The sequence below is a fragment of the Fervidobacterium changbaicum genome (genome assembly GCF_004117075.1).
Taxonomy (GTDB): Bacteria; Thermotogota; Thermotogae; order Thermotogales; family Fervidobacteriaceae; genus Fervidobacterium; species Fervidobacterium islandicum.
Genome location: NZ_CP026721.1, coordinates 223773 through 240574, shown reverse-complemented (window position 1 = coordinate 240574; position 16802 = coordinate 223773). Strand labels below are relative to the sequence as shown.

Genomic DNA, 16802 nt, shown 5'->3' with positions numbered 1-16802 from the left:
GAAAGTTAAACATAGTTCTAAGGTCTTTCCAAGGTTGGCTGTGTTACAATGGTATGTGAGATTACAAAAACACCCAGCTTAAATAGTTTAACTTGCTAAAGAGATTTTATGTTTCAAACTTGTATTGAAAACTTCCACTTTATATTATACACTATCGTGCGAGTCTGTGTTATAATCGTTTATGACTTTGTCGTTTTTGGTTTTTTGTCTATTTTAATCCAGTAAAATAATACTAAGTGACAAGGGAGGAGACGAAAGTGTATGTCGTTGGTATAGACTTAGGCGGAACGTTTTTTAAAGTAGGTTTGGTTGATGCGAAGGATGGAAGGATCTTGAGAAAAATTGAAAGAGAAACAAAGGTAGAAGAAGGTAGAGACAAAGTAGTTGAGCGCATGGCGCAAGCGGTTTTAGAAGTTACGGAAGGTAACGAGTATGTGGGGGTTGGTGTAGGTTCACCCGGGTCTATTGATCACGATAAAGGTGTTGTGCGTTTCTCTCCCAATTTCCCAGACTGGGTCAATTTCGAGCTTGGTGAAAAGCTTTCATCTTTTTTGAGTAAGCCTGTTTTTGTTGAAAATGATGCGAATGCGTTCGTGCTTGGTGAAAGATGGTTTGGTGCAGGTAAGGGGCACGAACATATAGTAGCACTAACGCTTGGAACAGGCGTTGGTGGAGGAGTTATCTCGCATGGGGTACTTATAACAGGAAAGGACGGGATAGGTACCGAGTTAGGACACGTAATAGTTGAGCCAAATGGCCCACTTTGTGGATGTGGCAATTACGGTTGTCTTGAAGCAATAGCTTCTGCTACAGCGATAAAACGCATGGCACTGGAGGGTCAGAAGAAATTCCCAGAATCAGAGATATTCTTGGCTGAAGAAGTAAATGCCAAGGTTGTTTTTGATGCTGCAAGAAACGGTGATTTACTTGGTAAAACAATAGTCGACAGGGTTGTTAATGCATTGGCTGTAGGTGTAGCTAACTTTATACATATTTTCAACCCGAGTATTGTGGTTATCGGTGGAGGTGTTTCTCGCGCAGGTGATATTCTGTTCACGCCACTTAAAGAAAAGGTGCATCACCTGGTGATGCCTTCCTTCCGTGGTACTTACGAAATTGTTCAAAGCCCGTTGGTTGAGGATGCAGGGATACTTGGAGCAGCTTCTATTGTTCTTCAAAGAGGGGTTAAATAAGCATCACTAGAGTAAATTTTAACTACTACATTTGGAGGTGTTTTCAGGATGAGTAAGTATTTCTTGTACGTATTAGTTTCAGCACTTGTGGTTCTTGCAGTCATTATTGGAACAGCGGCAGATTCAAAAACAGGGCCAAAGCTTGGCTACATTGATCCAAACAAAGTACTGCAAAATTACGATAAGTGGATCAACTTCCAGAAGCAAATGCAGGATGAAATAGCAAAATACCAAGCCGAGCTTGATAAGATCAAAGATCAAAATCAGAAACAACAAAAGTACTTAGAATATCAACAGCTGATCAACAACAAAATAGCACAAACACAACAACAAATAGAAGCAGAGATTTTGGGAAAGGTAAAAGAGTATGCAGAAATTATGGGATACGACTTCATTTTCAATAGCACAACGATGGCCTATGGAAGCCAAGCTTATAATATCACGGATGCTTTTATAAAGTATCTTAAGACTGCAAAGAAGTAATGATTGTTCGACAGTCAAAGCAAAGCACAGGAGTTTGTACGAAAAATGGCAGAGACAGACAAAGTTTTCGATCAGATCTCTTGTGAACGGATAGTTAAAAAGTTCGGCAGAAAACTGGTTCTTAAGGAAGTTAATATGTACGTGAATACTGGAGAAGTGGTAGGCTTGCTTGGCCCTAACGGGTCAGGCAAGACTACGTTGTTTAATATCATACTCGGTGTCGTTGTACCAACGAGAGGAAAGGTCTATTTTAACGGCAAGAATATCACTAATATGCCTATCCACAAAAGAGCAAGGCTTGGTATAACGTATCTTCAACAAGAGACTTCCGTTTTTAGAGATTTGAATGTAGAGGATAACGTCAGGTTGGTGTTGGAATTTCAGAAACTCAAGAGGAATGAGATAAAATCCATTATCGATACCACACTTACAGAGTTTGGAATAGACTCATTGAGGAAACAGTACGCATTTTCGCTATCTGGTGGAGAAAAAAGAAGACTGGAATTGGCAAGGATGATGTCACTGAAACCGAAATTCGTTCTGCTGGACGAACCGTTTATTGGTATAGATCCGAAGACGGTCAAAGAGATCCAAAAGGTAGTTTTGAGCCTGAAAGAAAGAGGAATCGGTGTGATTATCACTGATCATTCTGTGGAAGCTTTGAAGCCAATTGTAGACAGGTTATATGTAATCCACAAAGGGGAAGTTTTAGCCGAGGGCGATCCCGATGAGGTTCTGTCAAACGAATTGGTTAAATCTGTCTATCTCGGAGAAGAATGATACGATGAAAAGATACGGAGGTTACAATGATTCTATTATTTAAGAAGAAGGGACTTTTGAGGTTCTTATCTGCTATTGAGACCTCGAATGCAATTGTTAGAACTCTTCTGAGGTCCGGTATGAAAATCCAATATTCTGAAGGTTTTCATCCAAAACCAAGGGTTTCTTTTCTGGATACTGTTGCTACCGGTGTTGTCGATTTGGCACTTTATGTTAATGTTAAATTGGAGCACGAGGCCAGCGATCTGGATATAGAGAGTTGGAAAGGGATTATAAGAAACGTAGCCGTGCAAGGTCTGGAACTGGTTGAAATATTTCCCAGCGACATTAACTTGAATGAAATTGTCACTTCGTATGAATATCTTCTCTTTTCACGAGAACCTCTTGATTTGAACCGTCCTGTTCAAAAGCATTCAGGCAAATTATTTATCCCTGCTGAAATGATGAACGGATACGAACTTATTTTGAAAAACGGACTTTATGTGGTAAAATACACTATAGAACGTCAAAAAATATTCAACCCGTACCTGATAGATGGAGTTTTTTTGGCTGTTAGGACAAAAGCATTCTATGGAACCGTTGAACTAAGAGAGTTTCTGACCAAAAACGGGGGGAAGATTCCATGAAAGTTCTTGTTGTTGATGATTCGGATGTGCTAAGAAAAATTACGGTGTTCAACTTAAAAAAATTGGGGATGGAAGTAGAAGAAGCAGTAGATGGCGTTGATGGCCTGGAAAAAATGCGTTCGTGGCGTCCCGATGTAGTCATTCTTGACATTATGATGCCACGAATGGATGGTTTTACAGTTTTGAAGGAGATGAAAAAGGACGAAGCGATAAAGGATATACCTGTCATTGTCTTGACTGCAAAAGGTGGTCAAGATGATGAGCAAATAGCCCTGTCACTCGGTGCAAAGAAGGTAATGACCAAACCGTTTAGTCCTACCCAACTCGTCGAGGAGGTAAAGAGCTTAGTAAATGGTTGACAGAACAAATGAAACACAGGTTTTGGAAGCGGTGAAACCCCTTTCGAAAACTTTGGAAAAGATAGCTCAGTTGTTTGGTTTTGAGTTAAAATCCGTAAATAGTCTCGAAGAGCTGTTTAATACAGCTGAACAGCTCTATGATTATATTCATAGACGCCTCGTTGACCAGAAGGCGAACAACGAAGCACTACAACAGCTAATTGAGGCACAACTCGAGGAACTAACAGCGACGTACGAGGGATTGTCAGCTTTATTCGAAATAAATAAAATCATCTCATCCGTTGAAGAGCCTTGGATGATTTTGAGTAGTGTTCTAAAGCTTTTAAAGAATGCAGTTAATTTTTCCGCAGCGGTCATTGTACTCAAGATCAATGATAAGCAGTACTTAGAATACTATGGTGGCAAGAGTGCTGAGAACGTTCTCAACGAGTTAGTCCAAAGATATCAGCAAGAAGATAGTACGATCTTTGTCGACTTTGATAAAGATGTTGGTGGTCATATAGCTCTTCCTCTAAAATCGGAGATAGGTGATTACGGGATAATGATACTTTCGGGCTATGGTTCTGAGAAGATATTCACAGCTGGCGACAAGAAGATTGCCGAAGCGGTTGCGCAACAAATACTCACAGCTGTGAATAGGTATGTTATGTTACAAAGAGAAATAGAAAAGAAGCGACTTGAAGAGCAAATTCAAATTGCAAGAAATATTCAAATGGGCTTACTGCCGAAGGAATTCCCTGTTAACGAAAAATTTGATATAAGTGCGCAAAGCGCACCGGCCGTTCAAGTTGGTGGGGACTATTATGATGTACTTGCTAAAGACGATGGAACGATTATATGTTGTATTGCGGATGTTTCTGGCAAAGGCCTGCCAGCAGCGCTTATAATGTCTTCTTTTAGGAGTATGTTCAGGCTCTCAAGTAAGATTTCTGAAGATTTAAAGATGTTGGCAGAACAGTTTGATAAAATGATACACCAAGATTTTGAAACTGGTAGGTTTATAACTTCAATAATCTTTAAGATTACGCCCGATGGTGAAATGGAATATGTTAACGCAGGTCATGATCCGCTGTACATACTCAGGGAGAACAAGATAATTAAGCTGGAGTCTACAGGTACACCGTTTGGAATTCTCGGCGAGGGTTGGTATGATATCGGGAAATTTAAACTCGAAAAAAACGACGTAATCGTGGCTTACACTGATGGCGTAGTTGAAGCGCGGAGTATTACAGGAGAAGAATTTGGATTTGATAGATTGCAGGAATTGATAATGAGAAATAGATACTTGAAAGCCTCGCATATAGTTGATAAAATAATGAACGCAGTCTTCGAATTCTCGCAAGGTACGGTTCAGCACGATGATACTACGGTGCTAGTCGTTAAATACGAATAATAAGATAAACAAAAACTAACTGGAGGGATTAGTATGATAGAAGTTGGTGACCTTGAAAAGGGTATGTACATCAAGTACGAAGGAGATATATACAGAATAATCGATGTGAACAAGCACTTCAGAGGAAGAGGGTCAGGACTTATCAGAACAAAGCTCAAGAGTCTGTCAACTGGTTTGATTAGAGAAGCCAACTTCGCAAGCGGTGAAAAGGTCGAGGAAGCTGAACTTTCCTTCAGGAAAGCGGAATACCTTTACAACGATGGTGAAAACTATTACTTTATGGACCTACAGACTTACGAACAGTACGCAATCCCTGAGTCGGAAGTTGATGAAGCAAAATACTACCTTGTTGAAAATACACAGGTAGATCTTGTGATGCATGACGAAAAACCTATCGGTATTCAATTACCAACAACTGTGGTCTTGGAAGTTGTGGAAACGGAACCAAACTTTAAAGGTGATACCGTTTCAGGTGGGGGCAAACCTGCGGTCTTGCAGACAGGGCTTAAGATCAACGTTCCGTTCTTCATAAACGTGGGGGACAAGATTAAGGTCGATACAAGGACGGGAGAGTACATAGAACGAGCGTGATGACATTCAACAGAATTAACTTAACGATAGTGTTTGAAAGGGGGGAAACCCATGGGCAACATCACGGTATCTGATAATGTTATTTCCGAAATTGCCTACAGATCTATATGTTCAGTCTACGGTGTGGAACCGGATGACAAAGAGTTTAAAAAGGTGCGAAAAAATATATCTGTGGAGAGAACACCGGAAGATAACGTGATTTTAAACATCAAACTTGAGGTTCCATACGGGGAAAACATCGTTGAATTTTCCAAAAAAGTTATGAAAGCAATCTCTGAAAACGTTACTCAGATGACAGAAAAAGTCGTTGAGGCGGTAAACGTTATTGTGGTTGGTGTTTCAGAAAGGGAATTTAACAAAGCTTCATAAAGAGTTTAGATAATCAAATTCAAGGGGTTGAAAAATTTGGTATCAAGGAGACGGAAGCTCAGAGAAGCGGTAGTAAGAGCGCTTTTCCAACTTGATTTTAGGCCTGACGAATTTAATGATATCCTTCAAGATATGCTTAGCGATGAAAAGATATCGGAGTTAAAGAAGGACGTCGAAAGGTATTTGAGAAATATACATGAGAACAAAGAGAAGATAGATGAGACTATTTCAAAGTATCTTTTGAACTGGGATTTTGGAAGGGTTTCTTACATCGACCGAAGTATTTTAAGATTAGGAGCGTACGAATTGCTTTACGAAATGGATGTACCTATCGAGGTTACGTTGGACGAGATGGTAGAGATTGCAAAGAAGTATGGTTCCGAAGAGAGTGGAAAATTTGTGAACGGTGTTTTAGACAAAATTGCGAAAGCCGAAGCTCCGAAGGAGAAGTTTAACCTTTAATAGTGTTGATTTTAATTCATCTTATTTCATTTCTTATCAATTTTACTTTTTGTTGCTTGTCAGTATCTCAAGGGGGAAACTGGGGGTTCTCGTTTTGTGAGTTACGTTGAGTTTGTTATTTTCATGATCGTTGCAAGCTTGATTATGATCACCGCGTTCGATGGGTACAGCCATGTGTTACAACACATGGCTTATATTTTAGATATAAATAGAAAGACTTTGAGAACCTTCCATATGATAAACTATCTGAGGTTTGATTTTCATAGGCACGGTGTTGCAAATTCGAATATAAAAATAACTCAAGCGGAAAACTACACATCGTTTGCATTTGATGAGGAAATAGACGGTCAAATAAAAAGAGTGCTGTATAAAGCCATGAAACCGTTCGAAGGCAAATCAGTAATATACAGAGATGTGTACGAGCCTTTTGGCACTACTTACAAATTGTTGAACAGAAGAACATACACGGTAGATGGATTTTACAAGCTCAGCTCATCACAAGATGGAAAGCATCTTATTATAGAAACAACTTACTACGAAAAATGCTTGATACCGATCAAACTTCCAAATGTCCAGATAGTAAGTATAATTGTCACAAGGGAAGAATAGAAAGCTTTGTTTAAGGAGTGAATGATATGCAAAACATTGCTCGAGCTCACACGATAAGAGAATTAATAAACTCAAAGAGGACAAAAGTCATGGGGATAATTAATGTTACACCTGATTCTTTTTATTCAGGCAGTCGCGTCAGCGAAGACGAACTGCTCAAGAAAGTAGAAGAGATGGTCAGAAACGGTGTGGATATTGTAGATGTCGGCGGTGAAAGTACAAGACCAGGTGCAGAACCTGTACCTCTTGAGGAGGAAATTAGAAGGACAGTAACAGCCGTAAAGATCATAAGGCAACATTTTGATATTCCAATTTCAGTTGATACCTATAAATCAGAAGTTGCACGACTTTCTCTAGAAGCTGGTGCGGACATTATAAACGATATAAGTGCGTTAAGATTTGACGAAAAAATGGTCGATGTTGCTGCGCAGTACAAATGTCCTGTCATCATTATGCATATGAAAGGTACTCCAAAAACGATGCAACAGAACCCTGAATATACAGATGTTATTGCTGAACTGCTCGATTTTTTCAAAGAAAGGATCAATTTTGCTAAGAATCGTGGAGTAGGACAAATAATAATTGATCCAGGCATTGGATTTGGAAAAAAATTGGAGCACAACTTAGCGATATTCAAACACATAGACAAGTTCAAAGAACTCGGATATCCAGTTCTCATCGGTGCGAGTAGAAAATCGATGATAGGAATGATACTTAACCTGCCACCAGAAGAAAGACTGAATGGCACACTTGCGTTGACCGCATACTGCGTTATGCACGACGTGGATTTCGTAAGAGTCCACGATGTGAAAGAAAATGTTGAAGTTGTAAAAGTAATGGAGGCTATCAAAAATTATCCACTGTGAAAAGGAAAGAAGGTAAACAGAGAATGGATGTCAAAGACAAAAATAAGAAAATCCGCTTAGACCGGTTCTTGGCTAATGCACACATAGGGTCCAGAGCAGAAGTTAAAAGGTATATAAAAGACAAACGGATAAAAGTTAACGGTGAGATTATTACTGATCCTGGCCTTCACATATCAGAGCGTGACGTTGTTACAATCGATGATAATCCTGTGATAGCACATCATTTTGTCTACATTATGTTAAACAAGCCAGCAGGCTTTGTGTCAACAACGGCTGAAAATGAGCCAAGTGTTCTTAATTTGATAGAGCATCCTTATATTAATGAGCTGCACATAGCAGGAAGGCTCGACAAAGATGTAGAAGGGCTTTTGATAATTACCAACGATGGAGACTTCACACACAATTTGATATCACCGAAAAAACACATAGAAAAAGAATATTACATTTACACAAGAACACCAGTTTTTGTGAGTGAGCAGATGAAAAATGATGTCGAAAAGGGATTAGAAGTTGATGGTGAGAAGTTTTTGCCGGGCAAGATAAGACAAATTGATGAAAAAATAATTTCAATAACTATTGTTGAAGGGAAGTACCACCAAGTTAAAAAGATGTGTAAAAAGCTTGGAATAGATTGGGAGAAGATAAAAAGGATTAGAATTGGAAAACTAAGACTCGACGAGACTTTGAAACCTGGTGAATGGCGAGAACTGTCACAAGAAGAGGTTAGGAAAATTTTTGAAAATCGAATCTAAAAAAGCGGTGCCAATCTCGGCACCGCTTTTCTTTAAAAAGTTGACTATTAATAAGAAATATTTTCGAGCTTAAGATATTTCTTATCTTCGTCCTTAGTGTAGAAGACTTCTATCGTATGTGTAGCTGCTGGTGAATCGCTCTCAAAAGTGACGATCCAAGATGAAGTCACGTACTCTACTATACCAAGGTCATTTAAGTTGACACTTCCGTAAGAATCAGTGTATTTTATAACTCCGCCTGTTTTTTGACAGAGTTCCCTTACGTCTCCCGGAGCAGAAAAGACTGTTGCAGATGAGTTGTAGTAACTTCCTGGTATGAATGCACCATGTATTGTGAAAAATCCAACAAGAAGTGGTAACATGTCTGATTTGTCAAAATGAGCAATTCCTGAGCCATCGCTTTTATAATGCGCTGGTGCATCCGTAATAACAATCATCACACGCTGTGCAGCTGGTCTCCATTCCATAGCAGTAGCAGCAAACATGATAGCATCGTAATCATTTTCTGGCCAATCGCCACCGTCACCTGCATAAAGTGTTGCAACGTATTCTTGAGCTGAAGCTGGTGAGGTGAGATTTAAAAATGTTGGGCTGGCTACTATATCACTTGGAGGATTCACGTAATCATCAAACGGAACGACACCGACCCTTGCGTCCAATCCTCGTTCTTCGAGAGACTTTGCAAAATTGATTATGCTGTTTTTAGCACCGTTTATAGCAAAAGACATACTTCCAGTCACATCAAGGATGATAGCGATGTCTAGTTTGTTTCTTACGGTGGATTCCTTGTATAGCACAAACCCTTGTTCCCTGTTATCTTCAAATACCCTCAGTTCGCTAGATTGCAAATTTTCTACACCGGGCAGACTAATCCTTAGTCGAACTGGATCGGGAACAGCAATAGGAACCAAAGAAGGTTGCTTGTCCAGTGTCCCATAGATACCGCTGCTTGAGTAACCTGTTGTGGAAGGTTTAGTTGTGCCAACTGGATCTCTTGGGATTACCTTAGGAGCTTGAGGTATCTCTGAACAGCTGACCAAAAATGCGAGAACAAAAACAAAAGTTAAGATACTTATAATCATCTTTTTCATACTTACCACTCCCTTAGAACCCAATTCCTACGCCCGCTGATACTGCGTAGGTATCGAAAAGTTGAAATGACGTGTTCATTGTTGCAATTCCCTCTACAAAAAAGATTATGCCAGTTCCGAATCTCATACCGGCTTTGAGGTGGAATATATCTTGATACATCGCAAACTCTGTATTCTTGATATCGTAAATGATAATCGGCGCAGCACCCACATAAAGTAACGAACCCATCAACGGTATTCCAAGGTAGAGATACGGATCAATCTCTACAAACTGGATTTCTTCGATGTTTATCTCTTCTAATTGCTCAAAAGATGCAACAGGATAATATCCTTCTAACATGAGAGAGATTCCTGCTGAAAGCGTTCCTATCCTTGCACCTACGTAAGGTCTGTTCTTACCACCAAGTTCCAAACCACCAAAGACGGATATTTCAAAACTGAATGCGGAAATTAAAGCAAGTACAACAAAACCGATAATCAAAACTTTTCTCATAAAATCACCTTCTCCTTTTTGTGTTGATTAGATTTTCCTTAAATACGTTGTTACTCCATTTAGGTAAATCTCACCTCTTACACCTCCCTCCGTAATTTCCAACAATTTGATTTAAACAGATCCTTTCTTGTTTCTAGTGAACTTCGACAAGTTTTCGAAGTTCTTTGGATTGTTTTAAGCACATTGGGGATTCTAAGCAATTCCTAATCAACCCTAATATACTTTTGACCTTAGTATGGAGAAAAAGGTTCAAATGCTCACCTGCCATTTGTGGCCAGATAACAAAAAAGCATATTAAAACAATCATTTTAAGCAAATTGCAATTTTTTGCACAGTTCAACCTAGGAAAGTATTTCTACGCTCTGTTCTAAAAAAATAAAAGCAGGGTTCTCGCTTTCGCAAGAACCCCGCTTTCTTTATGTAGCTCTAGTCTGTTATTCGACTTTTACCTCGAGAGCTGGTTTTTCTTCTTTCTTCTTTGGCAGTTCTATTGTCAAGACACCATCGTTGTATTTTGCCTTGATGTTTTGTACGTCAACATAGTCTGGGAGCAAGAACGATCTCTCAAATTTGCCAAAGCTTCTTTCGACGATTCTGTAGTTCCTACCTTTTTCGTCTCTTTCAGCCTTCTTTTCTCCTGAAATTCTTAATATTCCGTCTTCAACTGTGATTTTTAGTTCGTCCTTCTTAACGCCAGGAACTTCAAGTTCAAGAACTACCTTGTCTTCTGTTTCATAAGCGTCTACCTTTGGGAGGAATTCAAAATCTGTTCTGAATGGTTTCATGAATTCTGAGAAGAGTCTGTCAACTTCTCTTTGTAATTCCATGAATGGTTCAAATAAGTCGTTTCTTCTTGCCAACATACTCTCACCCCCTGCTCAGCGTGTTGGATTTCTACCGAATTCCACTTATATTATACAGAATTATCACTCTACTGTCAAGAGTGATAATAACAAAGTCGGTAGTTGCGATTATACATAACGAAAAACAGAATACGCATGCTAAATTCTATAGCAATTAAAATGTTAATCAGTCGTAATATTAAACTGACAAATACAGAAAAACAAAAAAAGGGAGCACGCATGCTCCCCTAGATATGTGATTTTCTGATAACTATTCTTATGCGATTTCTTTTATAAGCCTTTCAACGAGTAGCATTCCAACTCTCTCTTGCGCTTCAAATGTGGAAGCACCAATGTGCGGAGTTGCTACAACATTTGGTAAGGCAAGCAGTTTCTGTCTGAGTTCGTCTGTAGGAGGCTCTACTTCGAATACATCGAGCCCGGCTGCGTAGACCTTGCCATTAACCAAGGCTTCGTACAGTGCAGCTTCGTCGATAATTCCGCCCCTAGCGGCGTTGATGATTATTACTCCGTCTTTCATCTTTGAGATCGTTTCTTTGTTTATTAGGTACTTTGTCTCTGGTGTTAGTGGAACATGGATCGTTATGTAGTCGCTTTCTTTATAGAGTGTATCTAGATCAACCATCTTGACGTTCATATCGGTTTCTTTAACAAATGGATCGTAAGCCAAGATGTTCATGTTGAATGCAAGCAATCTTTTTGCAACTTCTCGACCAATGTTTCCAAATCCTATGATTCCGACGGTCCTACCAAAGAGCTCATGACCTTCAAGTTCCTTCTTCGTCCATTTGCCGTTTTTAAGGTCAATTGTCCCACGTGCGATGTGTCTTGAACAGGCGATCATAAGCCCGATTGTTAATTCAGCTACGGAAATGCTGTTTGCACCTGGTGTGTTTATGACTTTGATTCCTTTCCCTTCAGCTGCTTTTACATCGATGTTGTCCAATCCTGTTCCCGCGCGTCCGATAATCTTAAGCTTTGTACCTGCTTCGATTATGTCAGCTGTGACTTTCGTTGCACTTCTAACAATTAGTACTTCTATTTCGGGCATGATTTTAAGAAGTTCTTCTTTTTCTAGATGTTCAGATGTTACTTCTACTCCGGGGACACTCTTCAATTTTTCAGTAGCTTGTTTATCAAGTGGATCGTTAATGTGTATCCTCATCTTACTTCACCAACCCTTTGAAGAGAACTTCTTCTGCAGCGACAACTCCTTTACCAAGCTCAACGTTGTATCCAAGTTCTTTCAGAGCGAACTCTAAAGCGGTGATTCCGGTGATTATATCGAACGGAGTAAGGTATCCAAGATGAGAAATTCTGAATATCTCGTCCTTCATTGGTTCTTGACCGGCTGCTATGGTAACACCGTACTTATCCCTCATGAGTTTCGTCAATTTGCTTGATGGGATTCCCTCGGGTGAGTTAACTGCAGTTAAGACGTTACCAGGTCTTTCTGAGAAGAAGGTCAATCCAAGAGCTCTAACTGCTGCTCTTGTCGCTTCCCCATAAAGCGCATGTCTTGCCCAGACATTTTCAATTCCCTCTTCTTTGAGCATCTTAACAGCTTTATTCAACATGTAAATTAGGTTGACTGCTGTTGTCCATGGGTTGTCTGGTGAGCTCTTTTTGTATTTTCTGAGGTCAAAATAGAATCTGCTGTTCGTGCATTTTTCAACTTTTGCATAAGCTTTGTCGTTTATAGCTATGAAAGCAAGTCCTGGCGGGAGCATCCAACCCTTCTGTGCACCAGAAACTACAACGTCTACGCCCCATTCATCCATCTTAAGAGGTTCGGCCAAAAGACCACTAACTGCGTCTGTAACAAGGATGACATCTGTGTCTTTTGTGAGTTTGGCAATGTTTTCGAGGTCGATGACTGTACCTGCGGATGTTTCACTGTATGTTGTGAAAATGACCTTTGCATCTGGATGCTCTTTCATTGCCTTTTCGATCATTTCTGGTGTTACTGCTTTACCCCACGGTAGTTTGATTTCCACAACGTCAACACCATACGCTTTTGCGATTAATACCCATCTTTCACCGAATTTACCAGCGTTGACTATTATTGCTTTCTCACCAGGATTCACAAGGTTGACAACTGCGGTCTCAAGTGCACCTGTTCCGGAAGCGGTGAGAATGAAAACATCGTGCTTCGTTTGGAAAACGTACTTTGTCAGTTCGATAGTTTCTTCAAGAATCTTAACAAACTCAGGTGTTCTGTGGTGAATGGTTTCCTTCGCACCTTCGAGTAATATTTCGTGAGGAACTGGCGTTGGACCAGGTGATAACAATAAATACTTTTTTACCACATAAATCCCTCCTTCTTCGATATTAGTGTGGAATTTTTGTCTATAACTTACACTGACTAACCTATGCTAAAATGAGAATTTATTCACCAATATTTTACATCTTGGAACGTATATTTGACAACAGGCTTAATTGTGCAATTTTTTTCATGCAATGATTTGCAAAGTTGAAATTGAAGCAAAATCTCCACTAATCTGTTCATAACGTGAGTATGCAGTATTATCTTTCTTTTGCCTTTTGGCACAATGTTGCTAATATATAAGTGGAACAACAATTGAAACTATTCCAAAGGGTTAAGAGAAACCTTGTGCAAAGAGTTATCTGCAAAAATATGAGAAGGAGAGTGAGAGTCATGGATTTAGAAAGCATATTGTCCGATGTTGGAAGAAACCTAAGGTCTTCTTTGATTAGAGAACTGCTCAAATATGCCTCTGTTCCAGGTTCTATATCGTTCGGAGGTGGAGTCCCTGACCCGAACACGTTCCCGCGCCATGAACTTGCTGAGATCGCCAAAGAGGTAATTGAGAAAGAATACGCGTACACTCTCCAATACAATACAACCGAAGGTGACGACGAGCTTGCCAAACAAATGATTAAACTTCTTGAGAGGATTTATGGAATAACGAACCTTGATAGGTCTAACTTACTTTTCACAACAGGCTCGCAACAAGCACTCGACCTTATCGCAAGGATTTTTCTTGACAAAGATAGCATCTGTTTTGTCGAATTTCCAGTGTACCTTGGCGCCGCAAGTGCTTTCAGAATGACCTTTACAAATTTTGAAACTGTACCGCTTCAAGAAGATGGTATGGATGTAGACTACTTGGAAAGAAAGCTTCAAGAACTGGATAAATTAGGAAAGATAAAGAATGTGAAGTTCATCTACTCTGTTCCTAATTTCCACAATCCAGCTGGCGTAACTATGAGCTTGGAGAAGAGAAAGAAACTAATTGAAATAGCAGAGAGATACGACATTCTTATTCTTGAAGATGACCCGTATGGCCTTCTAAGATTTGAAGGTGAACATTTGCCATCACTTTATAAATTAGGAGGGCCCGATAGAGTTGTTTTGCTCAATACGTTCAGCAAAATCCTCACACCAGGCTTAAGAATAGGAGTAATAGTTGGTAGAGCTGACATTGTCAGAAAAGCAACTCTTGCCAAACAGGCGGCTGATTTGTGTAGCCCGAGCTTAAACCAGAGGATAGCAGCAAGATTCTTAGAAAGATACGATTTACTTGAGTACTTAAAACCAGGAATCGAATTGTACAGAAAGAAGAAGAACACAATGATAAAAGCACTCGAAGAGGAATTCGCCGATATGAAAGGCGCAAAGTGGGTAAATCCGCAGGGTGGACTTTTCGTATGGTTTACGCTGCCTGAAGGTTACGATACGATGGAAATGTTCGAGACAGCAAAGGAAAAGAAGATCTACTATATCCCAGGTCAAGCATTTACCGTGGATGATAGTATAAGTTCTTCTATGAGACTCTCATTCTGCTTACCGCCAGAAGAGAAAATTATTGAAGGCGTCAAGAGACTAAAAGAAGTTGTTGTTGAATATGGGAAGAAGAAAGGGTTGATATAGTATGAAAATTCTCGTTATCAATCCTGGTGCAACAAGTACAAAAGTAGCGGTGTTCGAGGATAAGCAAAAGATAATACAAGAAACCCTTCAACACACAGTCGAAGAGCTCGATAAGTATCCATCAATAATGGATCAAAAAGAAATGCGCGCAAACGCCGTAGAGGAATTTTTGAAAAAGCACAATCTGTCGATTGAGCACTTCGATGCTATAGCAGCACGCGGAGGTATTCTTCCACCAGTTGAAAGTGGAACTTACGTTGTTGATGAGTATATGGTAGATTATCTGACCAACAAAACAAAAGTTCAACACGCTTCAAACTTAGCGGCGGTTATAGGCTATGAATTGGCAAGACGAGCATCCAAAAATATACCAGTTTATATCACAGATCCTGTAAGCGTTGATGAGATGATACCGGAAGCCCGATTATCTGGCATCAAGGACATAGAAAGAAAAAGTCTTTCGCATATATCCAATATGCGAGCTGTGGGTATTAGGATCTCAGAAGAACTTGGAAAAAGGTTTGAAGAACTGAACATGGTTATTGCACACCTTGGCAGTGGGATATCGGTCGCTCCTTTCGAAAAGGGAAGAATGATCGATGTGAACAACGCAAACGACGAAGGTCCATTTAGCGTTGAAAGGACTGGAGAATTGCCGGTTGGTGACGTTGTTAAATTGTGCTACTCAGGTCAATACACCAAAGACCAGCTAAAGAAGATGTTCGTTGGCAAGGGAGGTTTAGTAGCTTACCTTGGAACAAACGATTTAAGAGAAGCGTTTAAAATGGGAGAGAGTGATCCAAAGGCACTTGAAGTGATAGAAGCTATGGCTTATCAGATTGCACAAGAAATTGGTGCTATGTGTGTGGTTCTTAAAGGTAAAGTTGATGCAATAGTACTCACCGGTGGTATGGCTTTTAGCGAAAAGTTTGTTGACATGATTAAGTCGTATATTTTCAAATTCGGTCCGATCTTCGTCGTTCCCGGTGAGATGGAAATGGAAGCACTTGCCTACGGTGCACTCAGGGTACTGACTGGTGTTGAACAACCCAAGGTTTGGAAAGCTCAGGAGGTGTGATAAATGAAGAAACTTTACGAACTTTTGGATAAAGCAAGGAGCATAGGTAAAAAGGTTGTTGCTGTTGCGGCTGCGGATGACGATGTTGTGCTGAGAGCTGTTGATATGGCAAGAAAAGAAGGTATCGTCGATGCGATTTTATTCGGCGATGTAAAGAAAATTGAGCTTCACGCTGAAAAAGCTGGAGTCAGCCTCAAGGATTTTGAAATAGTCGATTCCAAGAATCCAGCTGATGACGCTGTCAAAGCTGTTGTTGAGGGTAAAGCACACTTTGTAATGAAGGGAAATATTAAAACAGGGGATTTGATGAAGGCAGTTTTGAAGGATGAATACAACCTGAAAACTGGTAGAACGATGTCTCTTGTTAGTATTTTTGAAACACCACTGTACCACAAGCTATTGATAGTTACGGACGCAGGTATGACAATTGCGCCTGATTTGGAACAAAAGGTGCATCTTATAGAAAATGCGGTTCTTGTTGCAAGAAAAGCAGTTGGTGTGGAAAAGCCCAAGGTAGCGATATTAGGAGCAATTGAGGTTGTTAATCCAAAGATGGAAGCTACAGTGCATGCTGCATTACTCGCGAAAATGAACGAAAGAGGACAGATAAAGAACTGTATTGTGGACGGGCCTTTCGCGTTGGATAATGCGGTGTCAAAAGAAGCCGCTGAGCATAAAGGTTTAGTTAGTTCGGTTGCCGGAGATGCCGATATTCTGATTATGCCAGACATTGAAGCCGGAAACATCTTCTACAAAGCTATGGTCTTTCTTGCCGGAGCAAAGGTTGCTTCTGCGATCATTGGTGCAAAGTGCCCTGTTGCACTTACATCGAGGGCTGATAGCGACGAAACAAAGTTGCTGTCACTAGCGTTAACATGCTTGATGAGTGAATGATGCTC

20 protein-coding genes are annotated in these 16802 nt (G+C 40.0%); 15 read left to right on the top strand and 5 right to left on the bottom strand.

Translation table 11 applies throughout. The features are described from left to right. Window positions 1–257: 257 nt before the first annotated feature. The 12 genes from CBS1_RS01110 to CBS1_RS01055 all read left to right on the top strand — a co-directional run bounded on the left by CBS1_RS01110 (window position 258) and on the right by CBS1_RS01055 (window position 8483). Window positions 258–1193 (top strand): ROK family protein, encoded by a 936-nt coding sequence (locus CBS1_RS01110; RefSeq protein WP_033191312.1) that lies wholly within the window; start codon window positions 258–260, stop codon window positions 1191–1193. A 48-nt stretch (window positions 1194–1241) separates the two neighbouring features. Next, complete coding sequence (locus tag CBS1_RS01105; RefSeq protein ID WP_090222837.1) at window positions 1242–1676, top strand: OmpH/Skp family outer membrane protein; 435 nt, start codon at window positions 1242–1244, stop codon at window positions 1674–1676. Between the two features lie 45 nt (window positions 1677–1721). Then, a complete protein-coding gene (gene lptB / locus CBS1_RS01100; protein WP_033191310.1) occupies window positions 1722–2456 on the top strand; it encodes an LPS export ABC transporter ATP-binding protein in 735 nt (244 codons plus the stop codon). 26 nt (window positions 2457–2482) lie between these two features. After that, the gene (locus tag CBS1_RS01095; RefSeq protein ID WP_090222839.1) at window positions 2483–3082 is read left to right on the top strand and encodes a TIGR03936 family radical SAM-associated protein; all 600 of its coding nucleotides are present in this window, start codon (window positions 2483–2485) and stop codon (window positions 3080–3082) included. Further along, window positions 3079–3441 (top strand): response regulator transcription factor, encoded by a 363-nt coding sequence (locus tag CBS1_RS01090; RefSeq protein WP_033191308.1) that lies wholly within the window; start codon window positions 3079–3081, stop codon window positions 3439–3441. The genes CBS1_RS01095 and CBS1_RS01090 overlap by 4 nt, the downstream gene beginning before the upstream one ends. Continuing rightward, a complete protein-coding gene (locus CBS1_RS01085) occupies window positions 3434–4834 on the top strand; it encodes a PP2C family protein-serine/threonine phosphatase (protein ID WP_090222841.1) in 1401 nt (466 codons plus the stop codon). Before CBS1_RS01090 ends, CBS1_RS01085 begins: the two co-directional genes overlap by 8 nt. Window positions 4835–4867: 33 nt before the next feature. Next, the gene (gene efp, locus CBS1_RS01080; protein WP_033191307.1) at window positions 4868–5425 is read left to right on the top strand and encodes an elongation factor P; all 558 of its coding nucleotides are present in this window, start codon (window positions 4868–4870) and stop codon (window positions 5423–5425) included. Between the two features lie 51 nt (window positions 5426–5476). Continuing rightward, window positions 5477–5794, top strand: coding sequence for an Asp23/Gls24 family envelope stress response protein (locus CBS1_RS01075; RefSeq protein ID WP_033191306.1), 318 nt, complete (start codon window positions 5477–5479; stop codon window positions 5792–5794). Between the two features lie 36 nt (window positions 5795–5830). Then, complete coding sequence (gene nusB, locus CBS1_RS01070; RefSeq protein WP_033191305.1) at window positions 5831–6256, top strand: transcription antitermination factor NusB; 426 nt, start codon at window positions 5831–5833, stop codon at window positions 6254–6256. Between the two features lie 96 nt (window positions 6257–6352). After that, the gene (locus CBS1_RS01065; protein WP_090222842.1) at window positions 6353–6865 is read left to right on the top strand and encodes a hypothetical protein; all 513 of its coding nucleotides are present in this window, start codon (window positions 6353–6355) and stop codon (window positions 6863–6865) included. A 26-nt stretch (window positions 6866–6891) separates the two neighbouring features. Then, the gene (gene folP, locus CBS1_RS01060) at window positions 6892–7731 is read left to right on the top strand and encodes a dihydropteroate synthase (RefSeq protein WP_090222844.1); all 840 of its coding nucleotides are present in this window, start codon (window positions 6892–6894) and stop codon (window positions 7729–7731) included. A 23-nt stretch (window positions 7732–7754) separates the two neighbouring features. Continuing rightward, a complete protein-coding gene (locus CBS1_RS01055) occupies window positions 7755–8483 on the top strand; it encodes a pseudouridine synthase (RefSeq protein WP_090222864.1) in 729 nt (242 codons plus the stop codon). 47 nt (window positions 8484–8530) lie between these two features. Here the strand turns inward: CBS1_RS01055 and CBS1_RS01050 are convergent, their stop codons facing one another. From CBS1_RS01050 to CBS1_RS01030, 5 genes are all read right to left on the bottom strand, one after another. Further along, on the bottom strand, window positions 8531–9574 hold the full coding sequence (locus CBS1_RS01050; RefSeq protein WP_090222845.1) for a vWA domain-containing protein: 1044 nt from the start codon (window positions 9572–9574) through the stop codon (window positions 8531–8533). Window positions 9575–9587: 13 nt separating this feature from the next. Further along, window positions 9588–10067 (bottom strand): hypothetical protein, encoded by a 480-nt coding sequence (locus CBS1_RS01045; RefSeq protein ID WP_033191302.1) that lies wholly within the window; start codon window positions 10065–10067, stop codon window positions 9588–9590. A gap of 434 nt (window positions 10068–10501) precedes the next feature. Continuing rightward, window positions 10502–10930, bottom strand: a complete 429-nt coding sequence (locus tag CBS1_RS01040; protein WP_033191301.1) for an Hsp20/alpha crystallin family protein — start codon at window positions 10928–10930, stop codon at window positions 10502–10504. Window positions 10931–11186: 256 nt separating this feature from the next. After that, a complete protein-coding gene (locus tag CBS1_RS01035; protein WP_090222847.1) occupies window positions 11187–12095 on the bottom strand; it encodes a D-2-hydroxyacid dehydrogenase in 909 nt (302 codons plus the stop codon). A 1-nt stretch (window position 12096) separates the two neighbouring features. Next, complete coding sequence (locus CBS1_RS01030) at window positions 12097–13239, bottom strand: pyridoxal-phosphate-dependent aminotransferase family protein (RefSeq protein ID WP_033191299.1); 1143 nt, start codon at window positions 13237–13239, stop codon at window positions 12097–12099. Window positions 13240–13589: 350 nt separating this feature from the next. On the opposite strand from CBS1_RS01030, the gene CBS1_RS01025 reads away from it, so the two are divergent. The 3 genes from CBS1_RS01025 to CBS1_RS01015 are packed head-to-tail and all read left to right on the top strand — an operon-like array spanning window position 13590 to window position 16797. Continuing rightward, window positions 13590–14825: an aminotransferase-like domain-containing protein gene (locus tag CBS1_RS01025; protein ID WP_033192477.1), complete on the top strand. Its 1236-nt coding sequence runs from the start codon at window positions 13590–13592 to the stop codon at window positions 14823–14825. A 1-nt stretch (window position 14826) separates the two neighbouring features. After that, the gene (gene buk / locus CBS1_RS01020; protein ID WP_033191298.1) at window positions 14827–15903 is read left to right on the top strand and encodes a butyrate kinase; all 1077 of its coding nucleotides are present in this window, start codon (window positions 14827–14829) and stop codon (window positions 15901–15903) included. Window positions 15904–15906: 3 nt separating this feature from the next. Beyond that, window positions 15907–16797 carry a bifunctional enoyl-CoA hydratase/phosphate acetyltransferase gene (locus CBS1_RS01015; protein WP_033191297.1) on the top strand — a complete coding sequence of 297 codons (891 nt, stop codon included), beginning with the start codon at window positions 15907–15909 and terminating at the stop codon, window positions 16795–16797. Window positions 16798–16802 lie beyond the last annotated feature (5 nt).